Annotated in this window: 3 protein-coding genes and 3 pseudogenes; all 6 read right to left on the bottom strand. The window is 37.1% G+C overall.

Annotated features, from left to right (window positions below):
- A pseudogene (locus SMIDD26_RS02985) lies at positions 1-236 on the bottom strand (ATP synthase subunit alpha); the annotation flags it as partial.
- Positions 237-250: 14 nt separating this feature from the next.
- A pseudogene (locus SMIDD26_RS02980) lies at positions 251-786 on the bottom strand (F0F1 ATP synthase subunit delta).
- Positions 786-1,280 (bottom strand): F0F1 ATP synthase subunit B, encoded by a 495-nt coding sequence (gene atpF / locus SMIDD26_RS02975; RefSeq protein ID WP_000558549.1) that lies wholly within the window; start codon positions 1,278-1,280, stop codon positions 786-788. Before atpF ends, SMIDD26_RS02980 begins: the two are co-directional and overlap by 1 nt.
- A gap of 13 nt (positions 1,281-1,293) precedes the next feature.
- Positions 1,294-2,007 carry a F0F1 ATP synthase subunit A gene (atpB, locus tag SMIDD26_RS02970; RefSeq protein WP_000392863.1) on the bottom strand — a complete coding sequence of 238 codons (714 nt, stop codon included), beginning with the start codon at positions 2,005-2,007 and terminating at the stop codon, positions 1,294-1,296.
- A gap of 32 nt (positions 2,008-2,039) precedes the next feature.
- The gene (locus SMIDD26_RS02965; RefSeq protein ID WP_001054557.1) at positions 2,040-2,240 is read right to left on the bottom strand and encodes a F0F1 ATP synthase subunit C; all 201 of its coding nucleotides are present in this window, start codon (positions 2,238-2,240) and stop codon (positions 2,040-2,042) included.
- A 312-nt stretch (positions 2,241-2,552) separates the two neighbouring features.
- Positions 2,553-3,286: pseudogene (locus SMIDD26_RS12600) on the bottom strand (U32 family peptidase C-terminal domain-containing protein); the annotation flags it as partial.

The following is a 3,286-nucleotide window of genomic DNA, read 5'->3' as shown; positions in this document are numbered from 1 at the left end:
AAGTCACCTAGGATGATAATACCAACGTCTGTTGACTCCAAGTTTTGAGCCATACCATAAGAGCCGTTTTCAAAGATCAACAACTCTCCACTCATGGCATTTTCAAGGCCGTGAGCACGCGCGATACCATCCCCGATATAGGTTACAACACCTGTTTCAGTCACATCAAAATTGGGTTTGAAATTTTCAATTTGTTGCTTAATTAAAGCGCTGATTTCTTGTGCGTTAATTGCCAAAAGAACACCACTTTCTATTTCAAATTTTCTTTAACAACTTTAAGTTGTTGTTTAATACTCACATCAATTGTCTTGTGATTGGCAAAAATGACAAAACCACCAATAAGACTTTCATCGATTTGTTCTTTTACACTCCTTACTTTCAGAGACATTTTTTCTCAATCAAAGGGAGCAAGCGACTCTTCTGTTCATCAGTTAAAGGATGAGCTGACGTAATCGTCACTTCAAATCGATTTGTTTCTTTTTCAAGTCGGTTCAAGCAATCTACAAGCACATCATAAAAAAGATTTGCTCTGTGATTGTATGCCAGAACCTGGATCAAGTTTTGCAATAAAGGTGACACAGAGTCTTGGAAGAAAGCAATCGTTTTTTCCTTGTCAGACTCGTCTACTGCCACTTTTTTTAAAAAAGAAGGTAAACCTGTTTCTTCAGCAACTTGCTTGATTTGAGTCAAGTCTGAAAAGATACGGTCTTCTTCTCCTTTTTCAAGTACCAATTGGACAAAAGGCATGCTGTATTTTTCAATTACCTTTACTGTTTTCTTGTCCATTAAGCTTCTCCTAGCTGATCGATATACTGATCAATGAGTTCTTTATGGGCATGACCATCAAGGTTTTGTGAGATGATTTTACCAGCCAAGCTGATTGTCAAATCTGCTACCTCACCCTTAACGCTTTGTAAAGCTTCAGCTTTGTTTTGAGCAATTTCTTGGTTTGCTTTTTCTTTTAAGCGTCCTGCTTCTAGTTTAGCATCTGCTAAAATACTAGCCTTACTTTTCTCAGCTGTTTCTTTCGCATTCTCAATGATTGTCTTAGCTTCTTTACGGCTACCAGCCAATTCATCTTCGCGTTTTTGAGCCAATACTTCTGCTTTTTGACGTGCTTCTTCAGCTCTGTCAATATCTGAAGCAATTTTTTCAGCTCTTTCTTCGAAAATGCCTGTAATATTAGACCATGCAAATTTTTTAATCAAGACTAGCAAAAGGATAAAAGAGCCAGCGATTAAAATAAAATTACCAATTAATTCACCTACTGTTACGTGCATCAGTTACTCCTTTCTACTCTTCATCATTAATTTTATTTCCTAGGTACATAGAGGATAATAGTGTAAAGACATAGGCCTGTACACAAGAAATGAACACGGAAAATGCAGTCCAAACTAAGTTTGTCCCAAATGCGATTGGATACCAAAAAATAGCCTGATGTGAAAGTAAGAGAAGCAAACTTGTCATTACTTCACCTGCAAAGATATTCCCAAAAATCCGCAAAGCAAGAGAAAGGAAATTCGTGACTTCTTCAAGTAGATTCATCGGTGTCATAAACGCAGGAGTCACAAAACCTTTTAGGTATTGTTTAATCCCACGACGACGAATCCCCTCAATGTGCGCCATCACAATAATACAGAAAGACAAGACAAGGTCAAATGAAAGATTTGCAGTTGGCGATGTCCAAAGATTTGTTCCATCTGTTGTTTGAAGTTTAGCCATCAAACCAAGATTATTGGCGATGACCATAAAAAGAAATAAGCATAAGTAAAAGAGTGAGTAATCTTTCATGTAGTGGGAACCAAGGTTAGGTTCTGTAAATCCAATTACAAAATCATAGAGATACTCTAGTACATTTTGTTTACCTTTGGGTTTCAATGTCATATTACGACTTGCCCAATAGATAAATGCAAAAATCAGAAACACAGACAGCAAAGTCAAGGCTGTCAAGGTTAAATCAAAGGTAACAGGACCAATATTGATGGTTGGATTGATACTTTCTTCCATCTAACATTCTCCCTTCTCCAATTTATATTTCGTTATTTAATAATAAATGAGAAGACAAGAGTTACGAAGAAAGTTCCTTCAATAAAGGCAACCCCTAAAAACATCAAGCTACGAAACTCAGCGATAATATCTGGTTGGCGAGCTACTGATTTCAACAAACCATTCATCAATAACCCTTCACCAAGAGATACACCCATACAGGCAAGACATAGACCAAAAAATGTTAAATTCATGATGAATTCTCCTTTTAATTAAAATTTACTTACTTAGTTTAGTCCTAAAAATTAGATTTGTCAACTTTTTACCAACATTGAAAGCGTTTAATGGAAATTATTTACAATTTTACTATTTTTGAGCTTACTATATAGAAAAAATTGGAAAAAACTTGTAATAAATCCGACCATTATCTAGGTCTTTCTGAAAAATAATGAAAAATCCGAGATGAAATCTCGGACGAAATTGATATATTTTCTTTAACTTCTTTTCTTTTAGTGAGCAGGATTAAAGGGAAAGCAACTAGAAAGCTTTCATCTCCTGCTTGTTTATTAAGCACGAACTGTGACGCTGGTGCCATCTTCCTTATAAAGATTGATAAGACCTTCTTTGAGAGCTCGAACCATATCTCCAGCTTGAACAGGTTGTGGGACTTTGATTGTCAAAAGTTCCATTGGATTTGGAGCACGATCGATTTTATTTCCCTTTGCATCGTGAAGATCCTCAATATAGGTTTCAAAATGACGGAAACCTGGGCCATAAAACTCAACTTGGTCGCCTTCGTTAATAACGTTCCGTTGACGAATAGTTGCTGTTTGTGTCACATCATCATAAGAAACCACTTCAGCGACAAATTTGTACTCAGGAATTTTACGACGAGCACCAAATAACTGCTCATTTTCAGATGGTGTACCGTAGTAGAAACCTGTTGCCAATTCACGTTGGGCAACCTTCCACATCTCGTCCACCAAGTCTTGTTTGATAGCTTCAAACTTTTCAGGACTTTCAAGATAGGCATCCACAGCCGCCTTGTAGCAGTTGGTTACTGTTGATACGTAGTGAATAGACTTCATACGTCCTTCGATTTTTAGACTGTCCACACCATTTTCAATCATATCTGGGATATGGTCAATCATAGACATATCAACGGCTGACATTGAAAATTCTTCTGGAATCTCACCCTTCAAACTCTTGCGTTCTTTCCCAAATGGCATATCGTAAAGGTCGTATTTCCAACGGCAAGATTGAGAACATCCACCACGGTTGGCATCACGCATACTCATGT

This window comes from Streptococcus mitis, from assembly GCF_001579035.1.
GTDB lineage: Bacteria > Bacillota > Bacilli > Lactobacillales > Streptococcaceae > Streptococcus > Streptococcus mitis_J.
This window is presented reverse-complemented; position numbering and strand designations above follow the sequence as displayed.